At 71.4% G+C, this 25,363-nt stretch carries 22 protein-coding genes; 18 read left to right on the forward strand and 4 right to left on the reverse strand.

The window, feature by feature from the left end:
* Positions 1–26: 26 nt before the first annotated feature.
* From Q0R63_RS04775 to Q0R63_RS04785, 3 genes are all read left to right on the forward strand, one after another.
* Positions 27–443, forward strand: coding sequence for an SRPBCC family protein (locus tag Q0R63_RS04775; RefSeq protein ID WP_295694778.1), 417 nt, complete (start codon positions 27–29; stop codon positions 441–443).
* Positions 444–600: 157 nt separating this feature from the next.
* Positions 601–1,575, forward strand: coding sequence for an acyl-CoA dehydrogenase family protein (locus Q0R63_RS04780; RefSeq protein WP_295694780.1), 975 nt, complete (start codon positions 601–603; stop codon positions 1,573–1,575).
* 150 nt (positions 1,576–1,725) lie between these two features.
* Positions 1,726–2,076, forward strand: a complete 351-nt coding sequence (locus Q0R63_RS04785; protein ID WP_295694783.1) for a hypothetical protein — start codon at positions 1,726–1,728, stop codon at positions 2,074–2,076.
* A gap of 17 nt (positions 2,077–2,093) precedes the next feature.
* On the opposite strand, the gene Q0R63_RS04790 is transcribed toward Q0R63_RS04785, so the two are convergent.
* Both Q0R63_RS04790 and Q0R63_RS04795 read right to left on the reverse strand, forming a co-directional pair.
* On the reverse strand, positions 2,094–4,043 hold the full coding sequence (locus Q0R63_RS04790) for an acyl-CoA dehydrogenase (protein WP_295694786.1): 1,950 nt from the start codon (positions 4,041–4,043) through the stop codon (positions 2,094–2,096).
* A complete protein-coding gene (locus Q0R63_RS04795) occupies positions 4,040–4,780 on the reverse strand; it encodes a TetR/AcrR family transcriptional regulator (protein WP_295694789.1) in 741 nt (246 codons plus the stop codon). The genes Q0R63_RS04790 and Q0R63_RS04795 overlap by 4 nt, the downstream gene beginning before the upstream one ends.
* Positions 4,781–4,879: 99 nt before the next feature.
* Here Q0R63_RS04795 and Q0R63_RS04800 point away from each other — a divergent pair, with 99 nt between their 5' ends.
* The 14 genes from Q0R63_RS04800 (at position 4,880) to Q0R63_RS04865 (ending at position 20,184) form a co-directional block, all read left to right on the forward strand.
* The gene (locus Q0R63_RS04800; protein ID WP_295694792.1) at positions 4,880–6,184 is read left to right on the forward strand and encodes an acetyl-CoA C-acetyltransferase; all 1,305 of its coding nucleotides are present in this window, start codon (positions 4,880–4,882) and stop codon (positions 6,182–6,184) included.
* 85 nt (positions 6,185–6,269) lie between these two features.
* Positions 6,270–7,625 carry a 3-oxoacyl-ACP reductase gene (locus tag Q0R63_RS04805; protein WP_295694795.1) on the forward strand — a complete coding sequence of 452 codons (1,356 nt, stop codon included), beginning with the start codon at positions 6,270–6,272 and terminating at the stop codon, positions 7,623–7,625.
* 1 nt (position 7,626) lies between these two features.
* Positions 7,627–8,553 (forward strand): MaoC/PaaZ C-terminal domain-containing protein, encoded by a 927-nt coding sequence (locus Q0R63_RS04810; protein ID WP_295694798.1) that lies wholly within the window; start codon positions 7,627–7,629, stop codon positions 8,551–8,553.
* A gap of 150 nt (positions 8,554–8,703) precedes the next feature.
* Complete coding sequence (thrS, locus tag Q0R63_RS04815) at positions 8,704–10,698, forward strand: threonine--tRNA ligase (RefSeq protein WP_295694801.1); 1,995 nt, start codon at positions 8,704–8,706, stop codon at positions 10,696–10,698.
* Between the two features lie 287 nt (positions 10,699–10,985).
* A complete protein-coding gene (locus Q0R63_RS04820) occupies positions 10,986–11,960 on the forward strand; it encodes an SGNH/GDSL hydrolase family protein (protein ID WP_295694804.1) in 975 nt (324 codons plus the stop codon).
* Positions 11,961–12,076: 116 nt separating this feature from the next.
* On the forward strand, positions 12,077–12,622 hold the full coding sequence (locus tag Q0R63_RS04825) for an XdhC family protein (protein ID WP_295694808.1): 546 nt from the start codon (positions 12,077–12,079) through the stop codon (positions 12,620–12,622).
* Positions 12,623–12,755: 133 nt separating this feature from the next.
* The gene (locus Q0R63_RS04830; protein WP_295694812.1) at positions 12,756–13,319 is read left to right on the forward strand and encodes an HIT domain-containing protein; all 564 of its coding nucleotides are present in this window, start codon (positions 12,756–12,758) and stop codon (positions 13,317–13,319) included.
* A gap of 23 nt (positions 13,320–13,342) precedes the next feature.
* The gene (gene pgsA, locus Q0R63_RS04835) at positions 13,343–13,975 is read left to right on the forward strand and encodes a phosphatidylinositol phosphate synthase (RefSeq protein WP_295694815.1); all 633 of its coding nucleotides are present in this window, start codon (positions 13,343–13,345) and stop codon (positions 13,973–13,975) included.
* Entirely contained in the window at positions 13,972–14,940 is a 969-nt protein-coding gene (locus Q0R63_RS04840) for a phosphatidylinositol mannoside acyltransferase (protein WP_295694818.1), read from the forward strand. Before pgsA ends, Q0R63_RS04840 begins: the two co-directional genes overlap by 4 nt.
* Positions 14,940–16,142, forward strand: coding sequence for a glycosyltransferase family 4 protein (locus Q0R63_RS04845; RefSeq protein ID WP_295694821.1), 1,203 nt, complete (start codon positions 14,940–14,942; stop codon positions 16,140–16,142). The genes Q0R63_RS04840 and Q0R63_RS04845 overlap by 1 nt, the downstream gene beginning before the upstream one ends.
* The gene (locus Q0R63_RS04850; protein ID WP_295694823.1) at positions 16,139–16,687 is read left to right on the forward strand and encodes a hypothetical protein; all 549 of its coding nucleotides are present in this window, start codon (positions 16,139–16,141) and stop codon (positions 16,685–16,687) included. Before Q0R63_RS04845 ends, Q0R63_RS04850 begins: the two co-directional genes overlap by 4 nt.
* A gap of 174 nt (positions 16,688–16,861) precedes the next feature.
* Positions 16,862–17,959, forward strand: coding sequence for a multicopper oxidase domain-containing protein (locus Q0R63_RS04855; RefSeq protein ID WP_295694824.1), 1,098 nt, complete (start codon positions 16,862–16,864; stop codon positions 17,957–17,959).
* A 15-nt stretch (positions 17,960–17,974) separates the two neighbouring features.
* Positions 17,975–19,057, forward strand: coding sequence for a multicopper oxidase domain-containing protein (locus Q0R63_RS04860; RefSeq protein ID WP_295694827.1), 1,083 nt, complete (start codon positions 17,975–17,977; stop codon positions 19,055–19,057).
* Positions 19,054–20,184, forward strand: a complete 1,131-nt coding sequence (locus tag Q0R63_RS04865; RefSeq protein WP_295694830.1) for a hypothetical protein — start codon at positions 19,054–19,056, stop codon at positions 20,182–20,184. The genes Q0R63_RS04860 and Q0R63_RS04865 overlap by 4 nt, the downstream gene beginning before the upstream one ends.
* A 199-nt stretch (positions 20,185–20,383) precedes the next feature.
* Here the strand turns inward: Q0R63_RS04865 and Q0R63_RS04870 are convergent, their stop codons facing one another.
* Positions 20,384–23,116: an IPT/TIG domain-containing protein gene (locus tag Q0R63_RS04870; protein WP_295694832.1), complete on the reverse strand. Its 2,733-nt coding sequence runs from the start codon at positions 23,114–23,116 to the stop codon at positions 20,384–20,386.
* Positions 23,117–23,408: 292 nt separating this feature from the next.
* The gene (locus Q0R63_RS04875; RefSeq protein WP_295694835.1) at positions 23,409–24,458 is read right to left on the reverse strand and encodes a BTAD domain-containing putative transcriptional regulator; all 1,050 of its coding nucleotides are present in this window, start codon (positions 24,456–24,458) and stop codon (positions 23,409–23,411) included.
* 229 nt (positions 24,459–24,687) lie between these two features.
* On the opposite strand from Q0R63_RS04875, the gene Q0R63_RS04880 reads away from it, so the two are divergent.
* Positions 24,688–25,344 (forward strand): response regulator transcription factor, encoded by a 657-nt coding sequence (locus tag Q0R63_RS04880; protein ID WP_295694838.1) that lies wholly within the window; start codon positions 24,688–24,690, stop codon positions 25,342–25,344.
* Positions 25,345–25,363 lie beyond the last annotated feature (19 nt).

The following is a 25,363-nucleotide window of genomic DNA, read 5'->3' on the forward strand; positions in this document are numbered from 1 at the left end:
GCCGAGGGAGTGGGTACTGCCCCTGCATGGGCGACTACGAGGAATCCACCACGGTGGCGGTCAGCGCGAACGAGCTCTTCGGCTACCTGCAGGACGTGAAGAACCTGCCCCACTACCTCCCCCGGCTGACGTCGGTCACGCCATCGGGGGACGGCACCTACACGGTCACGGCGCACATCCAGCCGGAGGGCGGCGAGGCTCGCGACGTCGAGGGTGAGGCGTGGATGTCGGTCAAGACCGAGGGCCGCACTCTCGCCTGGGGTTCGGCCGGACCCCACAACTACGAGGGTGAGCTGGACGTCGAACCCGGGGACGCCGAGGGCACGTCGCGCCTCACGGTGCGGTTGCACACCGAGCGAGCCGAAGGGCCGTCGATCGAGAGTGGGCTCAAGGAGACCATCGCCGGGCTGAAGGACGCCGCCGAGTCCGCGTCCGAAGGGTGATCCCGCCTGCAGTGGCCTCCACGCCCTTCGGTGTGTTCGACGCCTGCACCGGCGGGACGGCTCCGGAGGGACATCCCCACGTCCTCGTCGTCGAGGTTCTTCGCCCTCGGTTCGACGGCCACCGGCACCCTGACGGTCTCGAACGGGAGCTGTCCGCATGACCGACGAGAGCACCATCCCGAGCGACCTGCACCGTCGCGTGACCTGGCTGATCGCGTCTGGCGCGGCTGACCTCCCTCTTCCGGGAGCCGGGCGGACCGCGGCCCGCTGGGCCGCGCTGACGGCCCGGACCAGGGACGACGTCGTCGTCGGCCGGCTCGTCGAGGCCCACGCCGACGCCGACGCGATCCTCGCGCAGCTGGCTGGTCGCCGGGTCGCCGAGGACGAGTGGTGGGGTGTCTGGGCCGCCGAACCGCCCACCCCGCAGCTGAGGGCCACCCGGGCTGGTGATGCGTGGACCCTCACCGGAGGCAAGGTGTGGTGCTCGGGCGCGGGCCTGTGCAGTCACGCCCTGGTCACGGCCCGCGTCGGGCAGCACGACAGCGGTCTCTTCGCCGTCGACCTCGGTCACGAGGGAGCATCGGCGGACACGACCGTGTGGAAGGGCACCGGAATGGCGCGCAGCAGGACGGGGACGGTCACCTTCGACCGGGTCCCGGCCGAGCGGATCGGCAGCCGCTCCGACTATCTCGACCGGGCAGGGTTCTGGCACGGGGCGATCGGCGTTGCGGCGTGCTGGTTGGGAGGCGCCGAGCGGGTGGCAGACACCCTGCGTTCGGCGGCCGCAGCCCGGCCGCTGGACCCCCACGCCCTGGCCCATCTCGGTGCCGTCGACGCCGCGCTCGCCGGCGCGCGATGGACGATGGACGGGGCGGCTGCCGAGACGGACCGACAGCCGGACGACCGGGGCGCCGCCCACCTGCGCGCCCTGCGGGTCCGCGCGGTCGTCGAGGCAGCCGCGGCCCTGACGATCGACCGGGTCGGACGAGCCCTCGGTCCGGCACCCCTCTGCCAGGACGAGATCCACGCCGGCACCGTCGACGACCTGCTGGTCTACCTGCGGCAGAGCCACGCCGAACGCGACCTCGCGTCCCTGGGGGGCGTCCTCGCCGCAGGAGGACACGATGGGTGACCCGAGCCACGCGGACCGGCTGACGAGGTCGACGAGACGGGTCGCGGCACACCCGTCCTCCCCGGGGGAGCGGTGGCCGCGCACGAGCGCGCTGCGCTGTGCCGACGGGCCACGCGTCCTCGGAAGCCGCTCGGGGACTAGCGTGCTGCCATGGCCGACGTCTCGAGCATCCACATCTACCCCGCCAAGGGTGAGCCCGGGCAGGAGCTCGACGACGTGTCGGTCTCCGCGGAGGGACTCGACGGCGACCGGCGCAAAGGCGCCCCGGTGCACCTCGTCTCGGTCGCGGCCTACGTCGAGGAGCACCCGCGGGCCAACCTCGTCCTCGACCTCGACGGTGACGAGCTCACGGCCCTCATCGGCCGGCGCCTCCGGATCGGCAGCGTCGAGCTCGAGGTGACCGGCCCGGCGAAGAACTGCCCCGGCGTGTATGCCGTGGTACCGGTCCCCGGCGACATCGCCGTCGGCGACGAGGTGACCGTCGGCGTCGCCGGCCCCTGAAGCCGGACCCGGAGGGGTCAGGCGACGGGGAACGGATCGAGGAGCGCGCTGCCGAGCCAGCTGTCGGGGAGGCCGAAGCCGCCGACGATGTCGTGGGCGAGCGGGCGGAGCTCGCCGCACAGCTCGTTGACCCGCGCGATGACCTGCTTGCTGTGGCTCGGGGTGAGTCGCTCGTGCTCGAGGTACCAGCCGCGGTTGGTCTCGATGACCGAGAGGGCGTAGAGGTCGCAGAGCAGGTCGAGGACGCGCTTGGCCTCGGGGTCCGTCGTCGCCTCGATGCCGGCGACGAAGGCCTCGAGGACGATGCGGTCGACGTGGGCTCGCGCGGCACCGATGAGGTGGTCCTGCGCGTCGTTGAAGGTGGCGAGCTGGTCGTCCGCCCGCGAGGCCCGCTGCAGCCGCATCGCGACCCCCTCGAGCAGGTGCTTCTCCCGGTCGAGGAAGAGCTCGAGCTGCCGGCCCCGGCTGGCTTCGACGCCGTCGGAGTCGCGGGAGGGCGCGCTGGCGATGATCCGCTGCACGAGGCCCCGGGTGGAGGTCCGCTCCAGCACCGCATCGGCGAATACCCTTGCGCCGAAACGGATCTTGCCCAGTGTCTGCAGGTCGCCGAAGGACTCCTGGTATGCCGTGAGCAGCCCCTTCGCGACGAGCTGGAGGAGCACGGTGTTGTCACCCTCGAACGTGGTGAAGACGTCGGTGTCGGCCTTGAGGGAGGGCAACCGGCTGTCGCTCAGGTAGCCGGCGCCGCCGCAGGCCTCGCGGCACATCTGGATCGACGAGGTCGCGTGCGCGGTCGACGCGACCTTGATGGCCGCGGCGCGGGCCTCGAGCTGCCGCTGAGCCTGCTCGTCCACCGGGCCGGGGGAGCTCTGGACGTCGTGCATCTCGGCGACGAGCGCGTTCTGCGCGAAGAGCAGCGCGTAGGAGATGGCGATCGCAGGAAGAAGCTTGCGCTGGTGGACGCGGTAGTCGAGGATCGCGATCTCCTGGCCCGACCCGGGCGCCTCGAACTGGCGACGGTGCTCGGCGTACCGGGTCGCGATGGCCAGGGCCGTGCGGGTGGCCGCGCCGGCCCCGCCCGCCACGGAGATCCGACCGCGCACCAGCGTGCCGAGCATCGTGAAGAACCGGCGGCCGGCGTTGTCGATGGGGGAGGAGTAGACCCCGTGCTCGTCGATGTCGCCGTAGCGGTTGAGGAGGTTGGTGCGCGGCACCCTGACGTGGTCGAAGGTGAGCCGTCCGTTGTCGACGCCCGGGAGACCGGCCTTGCCGCCGCAGTCGCCGATGGTCACGCCCGGCATCGCCCGGCCGCGAGCGTCACGGATCGGCACGAGGACGCAGTGCACGCCGTGGCCGCCATCGTCGGTCACGAGCTGGGCGAAGACCGCGGCCATCCGGGCGTCGCGCGCGGCGTTGCCGATGTAGTCCTTGCGCCCCAGGACCGACGGCGTGTGGATGACGAGCTCGTCCGTGGCGCCGTCATAGGTCGCGGTCGTCAGCAGGTGCTGGACGTCGGAGCCGTGTCCCGTCTCGCTCATCGCGAAGCAGCCGGGGACGCTGAGGTCGAGCATCGACGGGAGGTGTTCGTCGAAGTGTCGCTGGGTGCCGAGGTTGGCGATCGCCCCGGCATACAGGCCGAACTGCACACCGGCCTTCACCCACAGGGAGAGGTCGGCGTGGCCGAGCATCTCGAAGGCCGTGACGGAGGCGCCGAGGTCGCCGGTGCCGCCCTGACCGGGAAGCAGGCCGTCGCGGGCGTAGGGCTCCTTCGCGAGCTCGACCAGCTGGGCGCTGGTGTAGGCGCGGTAGTCCTCACGGCTCAGCTCCTCGTCCGGCGGCCCGAAACGCTCGGGCTCGATGCTCCGGATGGCGTCCCGCACGTGGGCCCAGCGACCGCCGGTGGCAGTGCGCAGGGCCGTCGCCAGGGAGGACGGGACGCTGTTCTCGTGGGGGTCGCGAGTGCTCATGAAGGGTCCTTGAGGGTGGTGGGGGTGGCGCCGCTGGTGGTGGTGCGGGCGGAGGGCGGCCAGGCCACCGAGAGGCCCGACCAGGCGAGGGCGGTGAGGGAGGCGGTGAGGTCGGCCCGCGGCATACCGGCGAAGCCCGGGCCACCGGCGAGCCACGCGTCGGCGGCGGCACGCACCATGCCGACGATGCCGTGGCCCCACACGGGTGCCGGGCTCGTGGCGTGGCCGGCGGAGGCGAGGGCGGCATCGAGCACCGTCGTCATCTGTTGTGCCACATGGTTGCTCACCCCGGCCGCCGGGTCGTGGACGGTCGCGCCGGCCGGGTCTCGCACCCGGTCGCTCGCCCGGTCCAGCAAGGGTGCGGCGACGATGAAGCGGTAGACCTCGGGGTCCTTCTCGACGAGCACGAGGTAGGAGTCGATGGCCGCCGCGACGAGCGCCTGGGGGCTGGCGACGACATCGGCGAGGGGGATGCCGGTCTCGCCGAGCGCCCGGCCGAGGTCGCGCAGGATGAGGCCGTCGACGCGCTCCGAGACGGCGTGGTAGAGGCCGGCCCGGTCGGTGAAGTGCCGGTAGAACACGGTCTTGGACGTCCCCGCGACGGCGGCGATGTCGTCCATGCCGACGCTCGCGCCGTGCTGACGGATGGCACGGAGCGTCGCCTCGACGAGCTCTTCGCGGCGGTCGAGGCGGTGCTGGGCCCAGCGGGTGCTGCGGCCGTCGGTGGCGGTGGACACGATGATGACGGTAACAGGTACCGCACGTACCTGCTACCGTCTGTACTCGATACCTCGCCCGTCCTTCCGATTTCCGCCCTTCCCTTCAGGAGAGACCCCGTGGCCGCACCCCGCAAGTCCACCCCGACCGTCCGGCGGGCCGCCGTCCTCGGCGGCAACCGCATCCCCTTCGCCCGCTCCAACGGCGCCTATGCGAAGGCCTCCAACCAGGACATGCTCACCGCGACGATCGACGGCCTGGTCGCCCGGCACGGCATCGCGGGGGAGCGGCTCGGCGAGGTCGCCGGGGGAGCCGTCCTCAAGCACAGCCGCGACTTCAACCTCACCCGTGAGGCCGTCCTGGGCTCGGCGCTCGACCCGACCACGCCGGCCTACGACGTCCAGCAGGCCTGCGGCACAGGGCTGGAGACGGCCATCCTCGTCGCCAACAAGATCACCCTCGGCCAGATCGAGTCCGGCGCGGCCGGCGGCACCGACACCGCGAGCGACGCGCCGATCGCCGTCAACGAGGGGCTGCGCGAGACGCTGCTCGCGGCGAACCGCGCCCGGACGACGGGGCAGCGACTGAAGGCGCTGACCGGGTTGCGGCCCGGCCACCTCGTCCCCGAGATCCCCAAGAACCTCGAGCCCCGCACCGGTCTGTCGATGGGCGAGCACATGGCGCTCACGACGAAGGAGTGGGGCATCACCCGCGAGGACCAGGACGAGCTCGCGGCCCTCAGCCACCGCCACCTCGCGGCGGCCTACGAGCGAGGGTTCTTCGACGACCTCGTCACCAGCTACCTCGGCCTGTCCCGGGACAACAACCTGCGCGCCGACTCCACCACGGAGAAGCTCGCGAAGCTCAGCCCGGCCTTCGGCAAGGGCGACGGCGCGACGATGACGGCCGGCAACTCGACGCCGCTGACCGACGGCGCCTCGATGGTGCTGCTGGGCAGCGACGACTGGGCCGCCGAGCACCGGCTCACCCCGCTGGCCTACTTCGTCGACTCCGAGACCGCGGCGGTCGACTACGTCCACGGCGCCGAGGGCCTGCTGATGGCCCCGGCGTATGCCCTGCCTCGCCTCCTCGCCCGGGCGGGGATGACGCTGCAGGACTTCGACTACTACGAGATCCACGAGGCGTTCGCCGCGACGGTCCTCTGCACCCTCAAGGCCTGGGAGGACCCCGACTTCTGCAAGGGCCGGCTGGGTCTCGACGCGCCGATCGGGGCGATCGACCGCAGCAAGCTCAACGTCAACGGCTCCTCGCTGGCGGCGGGTCACCCGTTCGCCGCGACAGGTGGGCGGATCGTCGCCTCCCTCGCCAAGCAGCTGCACGAGAAGGGGGCCGGGTCACGCGGGCTGATCTCGATCTGCGCCGCCGGCGGCCAGGGCGTGATGGCGATCCTCGAAGGCGCCTGAGCGCCGACCTGCCTGTGCTGCACCATGGTTCACCCGATACTGCTCATCTGCCCCTGTCTCTGCTCGTGATCCCGAGGACCTTCCCATGACCGACACCTACACGCAGTTCGTCAACAGCGCCTTCGGCAAGCAGGTCGCCGGCCGACTCGGTATGCCGCGTCCCGCCGCCCTGCGCCGCTACGTCCCCGGCGCCGCTCTCATCGACGGGCCGGTGCTCGTCGGCGGTCACGGCGGCGGCCCGCTCGCCAAGCGGATCACGGCCCTGCTCGGTCACGCGGGCGTCACCGTGGTGGACGAGCTGCCCGCGGGCGGAACGGTGTCCGGCGTCGTCGTCGACCTCTCTGCCGCCCGGACCCCCGCGGACCTCGAGACGCTGCGCGCCCTCGTCGGCCCGGCCCTCAAGGTGCTCGCCCCCAGCGGGCGGGTGATCGTCGTGGGCGCCTCCCCGGACGAGGCCGCCGACGATGTCCCGCTCGCGGCCGTCCGCCGGTCGCTCGAGGGCATCGTCCGCTCCGTCGCGAAGGAGCTGCGCAAGGGCGCCACGGCGAACCTCGTCCTCGTGCGCCGCGGAGGCGAGGACAACATCGACGCGACGATCCGCTTCTTCCTCTCCGGCCGTTCCGCCTACGTCGACGGCCAGGGCGTCGAGGTCGGCCCTATCGAGGCCGGCGCAGCGGTCGACGCCGCCGACTGGGACAGGCCGCTGGCCGGCAAGGTCGCCGTCGTCACCGGCGCCGCCCGGGGCATCGGCGCCTCGATCGCGGACGTCCTCGCCCGCGACGGCGCGACCATCGTCTGCGTCGACATCCCTGCTGCCGGCGAGGCGCTCGCCAAGGTCGCCAACCGCAACGGTGGCTCCACCCTGCAGCTCGACGTCACCGCCCCCGACGCCGGCGCCCGGATCGTCGAGCACGCACGCACCCGGCACGGCCAGCTCGACATCGTCGTCCACAACGCCGGCATCACCCGCGACAAGCTGCTCGCCAACACCGACGCCGACCGGTGGAAGTCCGTCGTCGACGTCAACCTCATGTCGGTGCTGCGGATGAACGAGACGATCCTCGCGCCCGGCGCCCTCGCCGACGGTGGGCACGTCGTCTGCGTGTCCTCGATGTCGGGCATCGCCGGCAACCGTGGCCAGAGCAACTATGCCGCCTCCAAGGCCGGCCTCATCGGCCTCGTCCACGCGCTCGGGGCGAGCGCCGACCTGCACCACCGCGGCATCACGGTCAACGCGGTCGCGCCCGGCTTCATCGAGACCGAGATGACGGGCAAGATCCCCCTCGCCACGCGCGAGATGGGCCGCCGCGTCAACTCGCTCGCCCAGGGTGGGCTGCCCGTCGACGTCGCCGAGACGATCGCGTGGTTCGCCCAGGACGCCAACGCCGGCGTCACCGGACAGGTCGTCCGGGTCTGCGGCCAGAGCATCCTGGGCGCCTGAGATGCCCGGGGTCGCGGGCACAACCGCGGGCACGACGCTGACCTTCGCGACGTCGCCCGACCTCAAGCCGATGTTCGCCAGGGCCGTTCTCAACGGCCGGTTCTCGGCGGACGGCCTGCCGCAGACGGTGGCGGAGCGACGCGGCATACGGGTCGATGTCGGGCACGTCGTCGACTACGCGCACGTCTGCGGGTTCAGCGTCGGCACGAGCCTGCCGATGACCTATCCGCACGTGCTCGCCTTCCCCCTGCAGGTGGCCCTGATGTCCCGGCGCGAGTTCCCCCTCTCGCTCGTCGGGCTCGTGCACGTCGAGAACGCCATCACCTGGCGTCGCCCGCTCGTCCCCGAGGACGTCCTCGACCTGCGCGTGTCGGCGAGCGGCCTGCGACCCCATCGCCGCGGTCGGCTGGTCGACCTCGTCAACGAGGTCTCCGTCGACGGTCAGGTGGTGTGGTCCGGGGTCAGCACCTACCTCGCGCGCGGCACCGGCGACCCGGCAGCGGTCTCGGCGGAGGCGCCCGACGTCACCGAGCTGGCCCGCAGCACCGGCGGCGCGGTGTGGCGTCTCGACGAGGGCACCGGCCGGCGGTATGCCCGGGTGTCGGGCGACGTCAACCCGATCCACCTGCACGCCCTCACGGCCCGGGCCCTCGGCTTCGACCGGGCCATCGCCCACGGGATGTACACCTACGCCAGGGTGGTCTCCGCCCTCGGCCCCCGGGTCCCGGCCGCCGGCACCTCCCGGGTGTGGTTCCGCAAGCCGGTCAGGCTCCCGTCGACCGTGCTGCTCAAGGTCTCTCCCGACGCCCGCCACGCCGTCGTCGTCCCGCGCACCGGCGAGGGCGAGCACATCGTCGTCGAGACCACCCCCGCCAGACGTCGCCCGCCCCCCACCCGCGTTCCGAACACCCGTTTTGTCAAGTCCTGACGCTCGCGAGGCCCTGGAACTCCACAAAACGTGTGTCCGGAACGATGAGGTGCCCCACCGGCCCAACTGCGTCGCGAGCCGTGGACCAGGGCGACTAGCCTGCCGTATGCCGCGCGCCCGCGGCATACCGACTATCTGAGGAGCGCAACCGTGCCTGCCACCATCACCGTCCACGTCGCCGGAGACGAGCGATCGGTCGGCGAGGGCACGACGGCGGGCGCGCTCTTCGAGGGTGACCGCAGCATCGTCGTCGCCCGGGTCGGCGGCGAGCTGGTCGACCTGGCTCACGTGCTGGCCGACGGCGACAGTGTCGAGCCCGTCGCCATCGACTCGCCCGATGGGCTGAACGTGTTGCGACACAGCGCCGCCCACGTCCTCGCGCAGGCCGTCCAGCAGGTCGACCCGAGCGCCAAGCTGGGGATCGGACCGCCGATCCGCGACGGGTTCTACTACGACTTCGACGTCGAGGTGCCCTTCACCCCCGACGACCTCAAGGTCCTCGAGAAGACGATGCAGCGGATCATCAACGAGGGTCAGACCTTCAGCCGGCGGGTCACCACCGACGACGCGGCCCGCGCCGAGCTGCACGACGAGCCTTACAAGATCGAGCTCATCGGCCTCAAGGGGGGCGACGTCGCGGAGGCCGCGGAGGGCGCGGACGCCGAGGTGGGCGGCGGCGAGCTGACCATCTACGACAACCACCGCAAGGACGGCGAGCTGGCCTGGCGCGACCTGTGTCGGGGCCCGCACCTGCCCGACACCAAGCTGATCGGCAACGCCTTCAAGGTGACTCGCTCTGCGGCGGCATACTGGCGCGGCTCCGAGAAGAACCCTCAGCTGCAGCGGATCTATGGCACGGCCTGGCCGAGCAAGGACGAGCTCAAGGCGTATCTCGACCGCCTCGCCGAGGCCGAGAAGCGCGACCACCGCAAGCTCGGCATCGAGCTCGACCTCTACTCCTTCCCCGACGAGCTGGGCTCAGGTCTGGTCGTCTTCCACCCCAGGGGCGGGATCATCAAGCGGGAGATGGAGGACTACGTGCGGCAGCGGCACGTGGAGGAGGGTTTCCAGTACGTCGGGACACCCCACATCTCCAAGGAGGGGCTCTTCTACACCTCCGGCCACCTGCCGTACTACGCCGAGTCGATGTTCCCGCCGATGGAGATGGAGGGGGCGAGCTACCGGCTCAAGGCGATGAGCTGCCCGATGCACAACCTCATCTACCGGTCCCGGGGACGGTCCTACCGTGAGCTGCCGCTGCGTCTGTTCGAGTTCGGTGGCGTCTACCGCAACGAGAAGTCGGGGGTGGTGCACGGCCTGACCCGGGTGCGCGGCATGACCCAGGACGACTCGCACTCCTACGTCACCAAGGCGCAGGCGCCAGCCGAGATCCAGCACCTGCTCGACTTCTGCCTCGGCCTCTTCCGCGACTTCGGGATGGCGGACTACTACCTCGAGCTGTCCACCCGTGACGACAGCAAGCCCGAGAAGTTCGTCGGCTCCGACGAGGACTGGGCGGAGGCGACGGCCGTGCTGGCGGAGGTCGCGACCGCCTCGGGCCTCGAGCTCGTGGCGGACCCGGGCGGCGCCGCCTACTACGGTCCGAAGATCTCGGTCCAGGCCCGCGACGCGATCGGGCGGACCTGGCAGATGTCGACGATCCAGTACGACTTCGTCCAGCCTGCGGGCTTCCAGCTCGAATACCAGGCGTCCGACGGCTCCCGCCAGCAGCCGGTGATGATCCACTCGGCCAAGTTCGGGTCGATCGAACGCTTCATCGGGGTGCTCGTCGAGCACTACGCCGGCGCGTTTCCCGTCTGGCTCTCGCCGGTGCAGGTGCTCGGGGTGCCGGTCGCCGAGGAGTACGACGCCTACGTGCTGTCGGTCCTCGAACAGCTGGTGCGCAAGGGAGTTCGCGTCGAGCTCGACGCCTCGGACGACCGATTCCCCAAGAAGATCCGCAACGCTAGCAAGGCCAAGGTGCCCTACGTCCTCATCGCTGGGGAGGACGACCGGGCCGCCGGCGCCGTGTCCTTCCGCTACCGCGACGGGTCGCAGCGCAACGGGATACCGGTCGAGGAGGCGATCGCCGAGATCGTCGCGGCGATCGAGGCCAAGGCGCAGGTGACCACCTCCCCGGCGTGAGGGACGCACCGCCCGGGCCACGAGACCGTCTCTTTGCCCGGTCGCGACCCGTCCTGCACCGGACGCAGGGGGAGTCCGTAACTTCTCGACACCTACGCGACGCCTGACGGTGGAATGCTCCACACATGGCGACGATGCGGACAGGGACGACACGGACGACCGGGGCGGCGCGGACAGCGCGGACAGCACGGGCAGCACGGGCGGCGCGGGCAGCACGGTCAGCACGGTCAGCACGGTCAGCACGGTCAGCATGGTCAGCACGGCGGATCACCGGGATCGGGGGAGCGGTGCTGGCCACCGCCCTGGTGGGGGGGGCGACGGTCCCGGCGCAGGCAGCGGGCGGCAGCTACGTCGCTTTGGGCGACTCCTACTCGTCGGGGGTGGGGACCCGCGTCTACATCGCCGACGGCACCTCGTGCGACCGCTCGGTCTACGCCTACCCCAGCCTCATCGCCACGGCCCGCGGTTACGCGCTCAACCTTCGCGCCTGCTCGGGCGCGACGACGGCCGACGTGACGAACACCCAGCTGGGCGCGCTGTCGAGCAGCACGGCATACGTGACGATCAGCATCGGCGGCAACGACGCAGGTTTCGCGGACGTTCTCACCGAGTGCGCGCTGCCCGGCTGGGCGAGCGACTGCAACGGCAAGATCGACACGGCCCAGAGCTTCATCACCGGAACGCTTCCCGGACGGCTCTCGAGCCTCTACTCCGGCATCCGTGCCAGGGCTCCCCACGCGGAGGTGGTCGTGGTCGGCTACCCGCGCATCTTCCAGGGTGAGGACTGCAACGCGGCGACCTTCTTCTCGCCCGCCGAGGAGAGCCGCCTCAACGCCACCGCAGACCTCATCAACGGACGGATCGCCAATGCTGCCAGTGCTGCCGGCTTCGGTTTCGCCAACCCGACGAGCGCCTTCATCGGTCACGCGGTCTGCGACGACACCGAGTGGCTGAACGGCTTCTCGAACCCCGTCTCCGACTCCTACCACCCCAACGTCGCCGGGCACGCCTCCGGCTACACGCCGGTCGTCAGCGGCGTGCTCACCACGGCGCCCGTCACCGTCACCGCGGCCATCGTGCGCCGCGCCGAGGCGGGGTCCGGCGACCAGACCACCCTCCAACGCCGGTATGCCGCCGCGGACGCCGCGATCACGCGCAAGGATTTCGTCGCCCCCGACCTCACCAGCCCGCGCCTCCGGGCCGCGGCGAAAGCCGCGGGCGTCGACCTGTCCAGCCCGGCGAGCATCCGCGCGGCCGGCTGACCGGCATACCCCCCGCTTCTTGCTTCTGGCGTGCCCGAATGCATGGACATTTCCGGCACGATGGGCCATCGCGAAGCAAGAAGCGGGGCAGTGGCGGGCGGAGTAGCGTCCCGGGGATGAGCATCATCTCCCAGCCCGTCCCCGAGTCCGTCCTGCCGGAGGCCACCGGCCCTGACGCCATGCTCGTCGTCGTGACCAGCAACGTCATCGCCGCCACGATCGCCGCGATCGCCGGCATCGTCGAGCTCCCCGTCGTCGTCGTCGACCAGGCCGACGGACCGGCCCTCGACCAGCTCGGCGCCCTCGGGCTCACCGCCCGGCACGCGGTCGTCCTCACCGACCACGACGCGCCCGACGTCGCGGCGATCATCCGGACGGTCCTCGACGGGCCCGCCGGCTACCTCGGCATGATGGGCAGCCGCAGCCGGTCGGCACACCTGTTCGAGACGCTCCGGGCCGAGGGGGCCGAGGGGGCCGAGGGGGCCGACGAGCAGGCGCTGGGTCGCCTCCACGTCCCCGTGGGCCTCGACCTCGGCGGCAGCCGCACCGCCGGGCTCATCGCCCTGTCGGTCGTGTCCGAGGTCACCGCGTGGGCCAATGGCAGGCTCACCCGCGAGGGCGACCGCAGCGGCCTCGAGCACCAGGGCCTGCGGACGCCCTGACCCCCCTCACGTTCCACGCACACGTTCTGCGCAGTTCCGGGGCTCGGACGCGCAGGAAACTCGACAAAACGTGTGCTCGGAACGCCGAGGGGTGGACGGCGACCGCGCGACGCGCATGCCTAAGATCGGCAGCATGACCGTGCCGGAGGGGGAGACACAGCCGCCCGCCGAGTCCGCGGACGACCTCGTCGGCGTCGCCGACGGCTTCCAACGGCTGTGGACGCCGCACCGGATGGTCTACGTCGGCGGCCAGCGGCCCAGCGACGAGGCGGGGGAGGGCTGCCCCTTCTGCCGGGCGCCCACGCTCTCGGACGAGGAGGGTCTCATCGTGCACCGCGGCGCGCTCTGCTTCGTCGTGATGAACCTCTTCCCCTACAACCCCGGCCACGTGCTCGTCTGCCCCTACCGGCACGTCTCGCTCTACGTCGACCTCACCGACGAGGAGACCCTCGAGTTCACCCGCCTCACCAAGCAGGCGATCCGCGCCCTCGAGGTCAGCTCGGCGCCGCACGGCTTCAACCTGGGGATGAACCAAGGGGCCGTCGCGGGGGCCGGCGTCGCGGCCCACCTGCACCAGCACGTCGTCCCGCGCTGGGGCGGCGACTCCAACTTCCTGCCGGTCGTGGCCCAGACCAAGGCCCTGCCGATGCTGCTCGAGGACGCGCGGTCGCGACTCGTAGCGGCGTGGTCGGGCTGACCGGCCAGTAGGCTGGCCCCGCGATGCTGAACCGACTCATGCGTGAGACCTGGACCAAGGTCATGACTCCGATCGCGCGACTCTTCCTCAGGCTGGGGATCAGTCCCGACGTCGTGACGATCGTCGGCACCCTCGGGGTCTGCGTCGGCGCCCTCGCATTCTTCCCCCGTGGACAGTTCCTCTGGGGCACTCTCGTCATCGTCCTGTTCATCTTCGGCGACAACATCGACGGCGTGATGGCCCGGATGTCGGGCCGCGAGGGTCAGTGGGGAGCCTTCCTCGACTCCACCCTCGACCGCGTCGGTGACGCCACCATCTTCGGCGGGCTCGTCCTGCACTTCGCCGGACAGGGCGTCGACAACAACCTTCTCGTCGCGGGGCTCGCCCTCGCCTGCCTCATCCTCGGGATGGTCGTCAGCTATGCCAAGGCCCGCGCGGAGGGACTCGGGATGACGGCGAACGTCGGCATCGCCGAGCGCGCCGACCGGCTGGCGCTCGTCCTCGTCGCCACCGGGCTCGTCGGGTTCGGGCTGCCCAAGGTCCTGCTCGGCATCGTCCTCGCGCTGCTCGCGGTCGCGAGCTTCATCACCGTGCTCCAACGGATGATCACCGTGCACCGGCAGGCCTTCGCCGCCATCGACCCGCAGGCGTCGTGAGGCGACTGGCCCTCGGCGAGCTCCGACACGGTGTCACCGACCGCGCGGTCGTCCTCGGCTACCGCCTCGGCTGGTCGGCGGTCCGGGCGCTGCCGGCGGGGGCGGCATACCGGCTGTTCGACCTCGTCGCCGCCGTGGCCGCGCGCCGGGGGACGGGCGGCGTCGCCCGGCTGCGCGCCAACTACGCGAAGGTCCGCCCGGAGCTCGACGCGGCCGCCCTCGACGCCCTCGTGCGCGCCGGCATGCGCTCCTACATGCGCTACTACTGCGACGCCTTCCGACTCCCCGACCTACCGCCCGAGACCCTGACCAGGTCGTGCCGCATCGTCGGCGAGGAGGAGTGCCGGGCGGTTCTCGCGGGCGGTGGCGCCGTGGTCGTCTTCATCGCCCACATGGGCAACTGGGACCTCGCGGGCGCCTGGTCGACGACCGAGCTCGCCCCCGTCACGACAGTGGCCGAGCGCCTCGAACCCGAGGAGGTGTTCCGTGAGTTCCTCGAGTTCCGTGAGTCGCTCGGCATGACCATCCTCCCGCTCACCGGCGGACCCGACCCCTTCATGGGGCTGCGCGCGGCGGCCGCCCGGGGCGACTTCATCGCCCTCGTCGGCGACCGCGACCTCACCAACGGCGGGCTCGAGGTCGACTTCTGCGGTCATCGCGCGCGGATGGCCAAGGGCCCGGCCGCCCTCTCGCTGATGACCGCAGCACCCCTGTATGCCGCCGCCATCCGCTACGAGGACAACCCGGCCGTCCCGGGCAGCGGCAAGGGGATCCTGATCGACTTCTCGCCGCGCATCCTCCCGCCTGACATCGGGTCGACGAGGGACAAGGTCCTCGCGATGACCCAGGCCTGCGCCGACTACCTCGGCGCCGCCGTCACCGCCCACACCAGCGAGTGGCACATGCTCCAACGGGTCTTCCTCGACGACCTCGACCACACGCGGTTCGCCGGGTCGGACGGCTGATGCGGATCGGCATCGTCTGCCCCTACTCCTTCGACATCCCCGGTGGAGTGCAGTTCCACGTGCGCGACCTCGCGGAGGTCTTCCTCGGCCAGGGGCACGACGTCAGCGTCCTCGCCCCGGCCGACGAGGACACCGTGCTGCCCGACTACGTCGTGAGCGCAGGGCGGGCGGTGCCCGTGCGCTACAACGGCTCGGTGGCCAGGCTCAACATGGGACCGGTCAGCGCGGCGAAGGTCTCGCGCTGGCTGGAGCGGGGCAGCTTCGACGTGCTGCACCTCCACGAGCCGATCACCCCCAGCGTGTCGATGCTCGCGATGTGGGCGGCGGAGGGGCCGATCGTGGCAACCTTCCACACCGCCAACCTCCGCTCGCGGATCATGCAGGCCGCCTACCCGATCGTGCGCTCCAGCCTGGAGAAGATCACCGGGCGCATCGCCGTCTCCGAGGACGCCCGGCGCACCGTCGTCACCCACGTCGGGGGTGACGCGGTCGTCATCCCCAACGGGGTCTTCGTCGACCGGTTCGACGGCGCCGAGCCGCACCCCGACTGGGTCGGCACCGCCGAGCGGCCGACCGTCGCCTTCCTCGGCCGGATGGCGGAGTCCCGCAAGGGGATGCCCGTCCTCGCGGCGGCCCTCCCGGAGGTGCTCGCGGAGTTCCCGGGGCTGCGGGTGCTCGTCGCGGGCCCCGGCGACCCCGACGACGTCGTCGACGACATGACGCCCCAGGTCGCCGCCGCCTGCGAGTTCCTCGGGCTGGTCAGCGACGTCGACAAGGCGAGGCTGCTGCGCTCGGTCGACGTCTATCTCGCTCCCAACACCGGTGGTGAGAGCTTCGGCATCATCCTCATCGAGGCGATGAGCGCCCGGGCCGCGGTGCTCGCCAGCGACATCCCCGCCTTCGTCCGCGTCCTCGACGGAGGCGAGGGGGGCGAGCGAGGCACGGCCGGGGCGACGTTCCGCAACGAGGACCCCCACGACCTCGCCGAGCAGCTGCTGCGCCTCCTGCGCGACCCCGGCGCACGTCGCGGGCTCGCGGCCGCCGGGCGGAAGCGGGCGGCACACTTCGACTGGTCGGTCGTGTCGGCCGACATCATGGCCGTCTACGAGACCGTCACCGACGGCGCCTCCAGGGTGCGTCCCGCGAGCGACATGACGCCGCGGTGGGCGAAGATCCTCCGGGTGCGCGGCGGCGCCTCGTGAGCACCCTCGACTGGGTGGCCCTCGTCGCGGTCGTGCTGGTCGCCCTCGCGTGGTTCCTCTCCTACAGCGCGGCGCGCCTCGACCGCCTGCACGCCCGGGTCGAGGCGACGTATGCCGCCCTCGACGCCCAGCTCGTCCGGCGCGCCGAGGCGACCCTCGAGCTCGCCAACTCGGGTCACCTCGACCCGGCCACGGCCCTGATGCTGGCGGCTGCGGCGGCCGAGTCGCTGGCCCACGCCGATGCCGACGAGCGCGAACGCGAGGCCGTCGAGTCCGACTTCAGCGAGGCGCTCGAGGTCGCGCTCACCCCCGAGGTGCTCGGCGACCTGCGCTCCGGTGACGAGATGACCCAGGCGGGGCTCGAACGCGTCTCCGCGGCGGGGGTGCGGGTGCAGCTGGCCCGACGCTTCCACAACGACGCCGTCATCGACGTGCGGCGGGTCCGGAGCAAGCGCTCCGTCCGCATCTTCCGGCTCGCCGGTCACGCCGAGATGCCCCGCACGATCGACTTCGACGACGCCCTCCCGGAAGGGCTGCACGACTGAGCGACCACGCGGCACACCGGCCGGTGCTCGGGCGGCTGACCACGCCCGGCGGGGCCGAACCACAACCTTTTCCCAACCCCCTCCTCCTACGGTGCGACGACCCCGGAGGCTCGACGAGGCGAGACAAGGATGACCGCTGCTGTCGGCTTCCCACCGACAGCAAGGAGCGACCTCGTGTCCGACCAGTCCACGAACACCCCACCGGATGGCGCGCTCTCGCGCCGCCTCCTCCTCAGGGTCGGTGCAGCCGGGATGACCGGAGCCGCCGTCCTGGCGGCCCGCGGAATCGGCGTCCCCTACCTCTCGCAGCGCGGGCTGCTCTCCGCTGACGGGGCGTTCGCAGCCACGGCGACCGCTCTCGGCGACGTGCTCTTCTACGTCGAGAGCTTCCCGACCAGCCCCCTCCTCCTCGCCCCCTTCCACGACATCCTGCCGATCCCTGCGGCCCTGGCACCGGCGTCGCCCTCGGAGTTCAGCAGGTGGCCCGATCCACCCGGCCCCGGTCAAGGCCAGCAGAACTCGCTGCGCAACCAGCGGCACCAGATCTGGTGCGACCAGATCGGCTCTCCCGACCCGCTCGTCTACAAGATCGACGTGCTGCTGCGGACGCACGCCTTCACGACCTCGCAGGTCCTCCCGATCGGCCCTGACGGCAAGCCGACGATCTCGTTCGACCCTTCCGGCAACAGGGTCGCGGCCGGGGTCACGAGGGCTCTGCCCGCGAGCACGATCTATGGCTTCAACGGCACGTTTCCCGGCCCGCGCATCAACGCGGAGTACGGCAAGCCGGTGATCGTCCGGTTCGCCAACCGCCTGGACGAGAACCCGATGGGGCTGGACCGGCAGGACTTCGGGTCGCCCGACTGGTCGTTCCTCACCCACCTGCACAACGGCCACACCGCGCCCGAGAGCGACGGCAACCCGCACTACTCGATGCGCTACGGACCGCAGAACACCGGCTACGCACCAGGGATGTGGGTCGACAACCTCTATCTCAACTGGCCCGCCGGGGGCGACGACCGCGAGAAGCAGAGCTTCTTCTGGTTCCACGACCACCGGATGGACCACACGGGGTCGAACGTCTACAAGGGGATGGTCGGGATCTACCCGATCTACGACCCGAAGAATGGTCTGGACATGGGCGACGAACGTCAGGGCCTGCGGCTCCCCGGCGTGCGCACGAACCACTCCGACGGGAGCTTCGACGTCGACTACGACGTCCCGCTGGTCTTCTTCGACTGTCGGCTCGACGACGGCGTCACCACCCACTAGGACATCCACGACGGGATGGGAGACTTCCCCGCGGCGAGGAACCCGGCCACGCACCCCGAGTGGTGGGGGAAGACGTTCTACAAGCACTTCCCCAACCACGGCTTCGTCGGGGACATCTTCACCGTCAACGGGACGGCCTACCCGGTGATGGAGGTGAAGCGGCGCAAGTACCGCTTCCGGTTCCTCGACGCCTCGGTCTCGCGGATCTACGAGTTCAGGCTCATGAGCTCGACGCAGGGGCCGAAGTCATCGGCGTCCCTGGGCTACAAGGGCGACGACCTCGAGGGGCAGTACCGCATCCCCGACGCCCAGCAGTGCATGCAGTTCACCCAGATCGCCTCGGACGGCGGCCTGCTGCCCTTCCCGATCACCCGCGACTCCTTCGAGCTGTGGCCGGCCAAGCGGCGTGAGGTCATCATCGACTTCACCAAGTACCAGGACGGCACGCCGACGACCAAAGGCGACGTCATCTACCTCACCGACGTCATGAAGATGCCCAACGGGCGGATGTGGACCAGCTCGTCGCGCTTCTCTCCCGACCCGGCCTACAAGGTGCCGGTCCTCAAGTTCGTCATCGGCGACAGTGCGCCCGACGACAGCCAGATCCCCACGGCCATGCGACCGCTCCCTCCGCTCCCGAGCAACTGGCAGAGCCTCCTGGACAACCGGCTGATCTTCGAGGTGCAACGGGGCAGCGTCGCCGGCGAGACCGAGTGGCTCATCAACGGCAAGCCGTTCGACCCCACCGGCGTCGCGACCAGCCTCAAGAACACGGCGGGGCTCACCCCGCTGGCCCAGCAGAAGGTCAACAGCTTCAACCTGGGGGAGATCCGCAACGGCGGTGGCGGTTGGGTGCACCCGTTCCACCTGCACATGGAAGAGCACCGCACCGTGATGCGCAACCAGAAGGACGTTACCCGGGGTGACCCGTCCCACCCCGACGACGTCTCGCGTGAGGACCTCGTCGCCCTCGACCCGGGTGAGTCCGTCGTCGTCTACCGCGGGTTCCGCGACTTCGTCGGTCCCTATGTCGCGCACTGCCACAACCTCGCCCACGAGGACCACGCGATGATGTTCGGCTGGGAGATCACGCCGTGACCGCCGGCCTGCGCAGGCCGGGGCCCGTTGTCGAGGCGACGGAGCAGGCCGCCGTCCCCTGGATGACGGTGCTGCCCCTCGCCGTCGTCATGGACTACGCGGACGGCTTCTGGACGACCGCGCTCCGGGGCGCGGTCGGGTCGATCGACCGCACCGAGGCGCCCTTCACGGCCTGGTTGCGCTGGTCGACGATGCTCCTGCCGGTCTTCGTGTTCGCCGTCCTCGCCGCCCTCCTCCTGGCGAGACGTCGGCTCCGACCCGACACACGTCGTCGCGACATCATCGGCGTGACCCTCCTCGTCACGTTGGCCGGGACCCTGGCCGGAGCCGTGGTCCTCGCGATCAGCTCGGGGTACGACTACGTCCTTCAGGCGGCGCAGGTCCAGACGATGGCGTCGATGGGACGGAGCTGCGCAGGATCCTGCCTGGTCTCCCAGCGCCAGGCCACCTTTGGGCTCCAGCTCCGAGCGGTCACGGTGGGCACCGAGATCCTCCTGGCGACCAACCTCGTCGTCGTGGGCTGGGTCGTCGCCCTTCGTGGTGGTCGAATCACGTTGCGAGGTAGGCCGATTCGTGCAGGGCAGCAGGGTCGGGACCTCCGTCCGCTCCTGGCCGTCGCCCTGGTGGGCAGCGCGGTGGTGCACCTCGCCGTCGTCCCGGAGCACCTCACCGAATGGCCGGCGTCTGCCGGCTTCTTCGTCGTGCTGGCGGCCGCGGAGCTCATGGTCGCCGTGGTCGTTTCCCGACGACCCCCTCGGACGCCGGCCCTCGCCGTCGCCGTCGTCGTCTCGGTCCTGCCCCTGGTGGTGTGGGCCTGGTCGCGCAGCGTCGGACTGCCGTTCTCGCCGGACACGGCGCCCGAGGCCATCGGAGAGGCCGACGTCATGGCCTGCCTCCTCGAGGTCGTCGCCCTCGTCGCGGCCGTCGCCGTCGCCGTCGCTCGCGGAGACGCGCCCCGAAGGCGCCTGTCCGGTAACGCTCTTCGTCTCGCTGTGGTGGCGCTCGTCGCCGTCACCGTGGTCGGACTGGCGGGCAGCGGCATCGACTGGCTCGACTGGCTCGACGGGTTCGACGTGTCCGAGCACGGGACCGGGCTGGTCATGACGACCGACGCCGAGACCGGCTAGCACTCCTGACCCCTCGGGTTGCACTGACGGGCCCCCCGCCCTCGTGGCGGGGGGCCCGTTCTCCGGGTCGTGGACCCGCTGCTCCGGGTGGACCCCACGGCAGTGGGGGTCCTGCGCACACAGGTGGCCCCGGCGCCCGGCAGACAAACAGGTGGCCCCACCTCCGGGCATGGAGGTGGGGCCACCCGTTCGGGACGGGTCAGGGGATGCGGGGGACCACCCACGCGTGACCACGTCCGGATCTCGCACCGGCACTGACGTCCTCGGTGACGTAGAGGGCCGACGTCGTCGGGTCGACGTACAACCCCTGCGCGAAGGGGAAGCCGGCCAGACCGCCCGGGACGAGACCCGGGTCGGCCGGCCTGGTGCAGGTGAGAGAGCAGTAGACGGTGGCCTCCGGGCTACCGCTGGCGGGGACCCGCCCGTTCGTCACGTAGACCACGCCGGGCGTCCCGCCGGGGTTGGCCGCCGTGATCGTCGATGCGTCGAACCGGAAGATCGTCGCGTTGGCGGCTCCGGGCGAGGCCGAGATGTAGATGACCTGGTGCTGCGCATCGGCGGCGACACCGGCGACGAAGACCGGCGCCGGCGTGGTGAGGAAGGTGACCGTCGTCGTGGCGCAGGGCGCGGGGTTGGGGCTCACGACAGGGTTGGCGCACGACGCCGTGGTGTCGAAGTAGGTCGCCGCGTTGTTCTCCGGAAGGAAGATCCGGGTCCCGAGCATGGTCATGGTGCCGTTGATTCCCCGACTGGCTCCGGCCCCACCGCCCTGGGCCTGGGTCACGGCCACGACGTCGACGGTCTGCGACCGCGGGTCGCCGAAGGCGGCGTTGATCCGGCGGATGTTGCCGTCGACGAGGTCTCCGACGTAGAGCGCATCCCTCCCCACGTCGAGCGCGAGGGCGTTCGTCTTGAGGTTGTCCAACAGCCCCGGCGCCATCCCGACGGGGGTGTCGATGGTCGCCGTCGCGGGGTGGAAGGTCAGGCGCCAGACGCCGGGGCTGCGGACGGCGTTGTCCGGGACGTAGACCCAGTGGCTTCCGTCCGCGTTGGGGCGGGGGTCGTAGACGGCCTGCCCCGGTGAGCCCAGCGTGAAGCCGGGGTCGCAGGCGGCGACGTTGGGGGCGTCGACGGTGGTTCCCGGCACGGGATCGAGCCGGCACAGCCCGTTTCCGTGGTCCGAGACCCAAAAGTGTCCGGTGCTCGAGGTGGTGTCGGGGATCCAGGTGACGCCACCCTTGGGCGCCGTGATGCCGGAGCTGAACAGCTGCCCGATCGGCGTCACGTAGGTGAAGGTGTCGGCCGTCGAGACCGCGCTCGTCCCGATCGTCGTCGTCACCTGGACGTCCACGGTCGTTCCGTCGGTCCCGGGAGGGCTCACCGCCGTGCAGCTGGTGCCGGCGGCGACGCAGGACACCCCGGTCGCGGCAGCGGCTCCGAAGCTCACCCCAGCCGTCCCGTCCGGGTTGACCAGAGCCGTCCCGGTGATCGTCACGCTCGTCCCGCCGATGCTCATGCCGCGACCCGGCGACACCGCCGTGACGACCGGCGCCCCGGCCGGTGGCGCCGACGCGGCATACGTGAACTGGTCCGCGACCACCGCTGGGCTGGTCTGCGACTCCGCATTGGTGACGCGGACGTCCACGATGCCCGCGCCCGTCGCGGCCGGGCTGGTCACCGTGCAGCTCGACCCGTCGGCGAGGCAGGACACGCCGGTGCCCGACAGGGTGCCGAAGCGGATGGCCGTGCCGAAGGCGATCGGGTCGGCCGAGCCGGCGACGGTGTTGACGAGGTTGCGTCCGGCCACCGTGACCGCGAGGCCGCCGGCCACCGTCCCCGTGGCCGGGGTGACGGAGGTGACGACGGGCTGGGAGGCCGTTCCGGCGATCTTCCACAGGTGGCCCTGGGCGTTCACCGGAGTCGCCAGCGGGAAGCTCGGGTCGTCGCCGACATAGACGTCGAGCGACGCCGGGTCGAGGGCCAGCCCGGTGATGTTCTGGTAGGTGGTGCGGGTCACCCCGTCGAAGGCCGAGGTGTATGCCGGGCTGATGTCCGTCGACACGGTGCTCTGTGCCCCGGTGGCCGGGTTGTAGGAGAGCACCTGCGCCGGCGTGCTGCGGGGGGCGTCCGCGATGTAGAGGACCCGTCCGTCGCTGGTCAGCCCGTTCGCGAACGCGACGAGCGGACCGCCGCCGGCGTTGGTGACGGTCGTCGCCGTGCAGAGGCCGGCGGGCGTGCAGGCCGGTCGGCCCGCGGTGCCGTCCACGTCCCGGATCACGGACAACCCGAAGCCGCCGGTCTCGGCGATGTAGAGGTCGTCGTGGCGGACACCGGACCCGTCCGTGCGGGTGAAGACCTGGAGCGCCTGCGCGCCGCGGGCGTCCGACGTCGAGCCGATCCGGGTCACCGTCGGCGTGACAGTCGTGCCGGTCCGGTCCTTGCCCGACGGGTTGAGCACCTGCATGACGTCGCCCGACTTGAGGTAGGCGACGTAGAGGCGTTCCGAGCCGTCGGGGGCCACCACCAGGGTCGTTCCCATGGCGCGGCCGCCGCCAGTGCCCCCGCCGACCGCGGTGACGTTGGGCACCTGGATCGTCGTCGCGCCCCCCAGGCTGTCGTTCGCCGTGGCGTAGGGGAAGCGCATCACCTGGTTGGTCTTGGTCGTGGTGTCGGCCACGTAGACCAGGCTCTTGGTCGCGTCGTAGACCACCTGACCGCCCTTGGCGGTGCCGTTGCACTTGGTCGTGCTCGCGCTCGCCGGCACGGTCTCGCACAGACCGAGCGCGTTGTCGGACACCCAGAAGTGACCGCCGGCGCCCGGCAGCCAGGCTCCGCCACCCGGGCGCGAGAGACCCTGCGCCACCTGGGTGCCGGTGATACCGGCGGCAGCCGCGGAGTCGGTCGACAGGGCAGCCGGTGCGAGCGCTGCCACGAGACCGACGGCCACCAACGCGGCGGCCCGTCGACGCCTGCTCGACGGCCCAGGACCGTCCGGTCGGTCAGGTCGATCGGTCGGCGCCCTGCCGCGCAGGAGGCGTCCGTGCTGTTCCACTCGTGGCTGTGAGTCCATCTGTCGACCTCGATCGTCTCCGGAGCACCTGCGAGAGCGCTTCCTGTTGGTCCGGCCCGGATCGGCCGGTCTGTCTCGAGCTGCTCGCCCGACCTCGGGCCGGACACGAGAGCTCGTCTCCCGCTGGGTGCGGGCGTCAAGTAGCGCGGCGACGTCAGGCGGAGAGCGCGGGCAGGACGGTGCCGCGAGCCCGCTCGAGGAGCTGCTGCAAGAGGCGGCGGGCCTGCTCGACCGTGTCACCGCCGATGTCGGGGGGAGGGGTTCCGACCTCGCCCGTGCGACCGGTGCCGTGCGTCGTGGATCGAGCGGGGCGCTCGTGGTCGTGCAGTCGGACGACGGCGTCGACCAACGCTGCGAGGCCGCCGTCCCCACCGGAGGAGGTCCCCTCGAGGAGGCGTGTGAACGTGTGCTGGATGACCGCGCCCGGCGCGCAGCCCAGCTCGTCGGCGAAGAGGCGACGGCAGGCGGCATACGCCCTGATGCCGTCGATCGGGCGACCCTGACGCTCGATCGACTCCAGCAGGATCTGCCACCCGGCCTCGTCGAAACGCTCGAGATCGAGCAACGCGCGGGCCCACTGCTCGGCCAGGTCGTGACGCTGCACGTGCCCGGCGAAGGCCGCGGCCTCGGCCAGCGCTCGGCCCACCCGCTCGGCGTGCGCACGACGGGCCTCCTCCAACCACCCCCGTGACTCCTCGCCCGGAAGGAAGGGGCCCTCGACCCACTGCAGTGCCGCCGCGTGGAACCGCAGGGCGAGCTCGGGGCCGGTCTCCGGCCGACGGGCTCGGCGGAGCAGGTCGCTGAAACGCGTCGTGTCGAGCTCGACGACCGCCGGGTCGAGGGCGTAGCCACCGGGAACCGTGCGGATGGCGCTCCCGCTGCGGCAGGACAGTCCGTCGAGCCGCTTGCGCAGCACCCTGACGGAGGTCTCGAGGGTGCCAACGACCCCCACAGGGGGCTGGCCCTCCCAGAGGAGCCGCACCAGCCGGTCCTTGCTGATGGGGCGTCCCGGAGTCAGCAGCAGCGCGATGAGCAGGCGCCGCGGCTTCGCTCCTCCGAGCTGACGGGGCCCGAGGGCGCCCAGGTCGCCGGAGACCGTCAGCCCACCGCACGTGGTGACGATGAGACGGGGGGAGCCGCCGCCTCCGCTACCGCTGTCGGGCCCGGTCCTGCTGTCCGTCGCGCGTTCTGTCCAGAGCTCCACGCGGCACCACCTTCCCTCGATGGGTCGAGCGTGTCCTGACCGGACGGCGCGGTCATCCACCACGTGGGGGGAGGTCCCTACCGAATCTTGGGGGTGGTCTCGCGGGTTAAAGGAGGATTGCCCGTATTTGCATGACCCGATCCGGCTATGTCATCCGTCATACGCGACCACTGATACTTGTCCCCGGGACGCACCTCGGGGAAAGCGGTGGCCGTCGATGCTTGATCACGTGGCGCCGCCCTCCGTCGCGGTCACGAGGGTGCTGGTGGTCGACGACCATCGCACGCTGGCCGAAGCGATCTCGATGGCCATCACGAGCCAGCCGGATCTCGAGTGCGTGGGTACCGCCCACGGGGTCGATGACGCCCTCGCCTTCGCCGCTCGGCTGGACCCCGACGTCGTGGTCATGGACCTCCGGATGGCCGACGGTGACGGCTTGCAGGCGACCAGGCGGCTCCTCGCGGACGCCCCTCACGTCCGGGTCGTCCTCCTCACCGCGTATGTCGACCGTGGCCTCCTGCAACGGGCCATCTGGTGCGGCGCCTCGGCCCTGATGCCCAAGAACGGTGCCCTCGACGACCTGCTCCATGCGGTCCGGACGGCGCACCCCTCGCGGTTCATCGTCCCTCCGGACATCGTCACGGAGTCGATGCGCACGCCCGAGCCGCTCACCGGGACCCGTTCACCCCTGACGCAGCGGGAGTCGGAGGTGCTCGGGCAGCTGGCCGCAGGATCCGACGCGTCGACCGTGGCGCGGGCGCTCGGGATCTCGCTGCTCACGAGCCGGGGCCACATCAAGTCGATCCTGGGCAAGCTCGAGGCGCATACGCAACTCGAGGCGGTGATGACGGCCATTCGGCTCAGGCTGATCAAGGTCGATGACTAGACGGCCGCCACGATTCGGG

Origin of the sequence: Lapillicoccus sp., assembly GCF_025353065.1 — a bacterium.
Classification (GTDB): domain Bacteria; phylum Actinomycetota; class Actinomycetes; order Actinomycetales; family Dermatophilaceae; genus Lapillicoccus.